Annotated in this window: 1 protein-coding gene; it reads left to right on the forward strand. The window is 63.0% G+C overall.

Annotation, left to right across the window (positions count from 1 at the left end):
* The coding region (locus AC1DU6_RS34220; protein WP_477862893.1) for a glycosyltransferase family 39 protein at positions 1–676 on the forward strand (676 nt) is incomplete at both ends.

Consider the following 676-nt stretch of genomic DNA (forward strand, 5'->3'; position numbering starts at 1 on the left):
GCAAGCATCCGCCGCTGTCGGGCTGGATTTCGGGTGTCTGGTTCAAATTTTTCCCGCCGGTGGACTGGGCGACCTATCTGCTTGCCATGGTCACGGTCGGCATTGGCATGGTCCTTTGCTGGGCGATCGCGTTGCGCGTGGTCGATCGTCGCCGCGCCTTTTTCGTGCTGCTGATGGTCGCGATCTATCCGATCTTCAATTTCAAGGGCTTCAAATACAATCCGGACCTGCTGCAGCTGGTAACTTTGCCGCTGGTGGTGCTGGCCTATCTGCACGCGTTCGAGAAGCGCTCGATCCGCTCGGGCTTCCTGCTTGGCCTCGCTGCTGCGCTGGCGCTGATGACCAAATACTGGGTGGTGACGATGATCGGCGCGATTGGTCTGGCCGCGCTGATCCATCCCCAGCGGATGCTGTTCCTGCGCTCGCCAGCGCCGTGGATCGCCATCGCGACGATGGTGGCGGCGATGATTCCGCATCTCGACTGGGTGCGGCAGGTGGAATACGCGYCATTTCGCTACGCCGGCGATACCTACAAGATCTCGTCGCGCTGGGAGAGCCTGCAATTGGCATGGGGCTATGTCGGCCACAACGTCGCGCTGCTGCTGTTGCCGCTGGGTCTGGCCGCTGCGGTGCTGGCCTGGAGCCCGCGCTGGTGGGCGTCTGTGGCGCGCGATCC

The organism is Roseateles sp. P5_B10, from assembly GCF_056400485.1.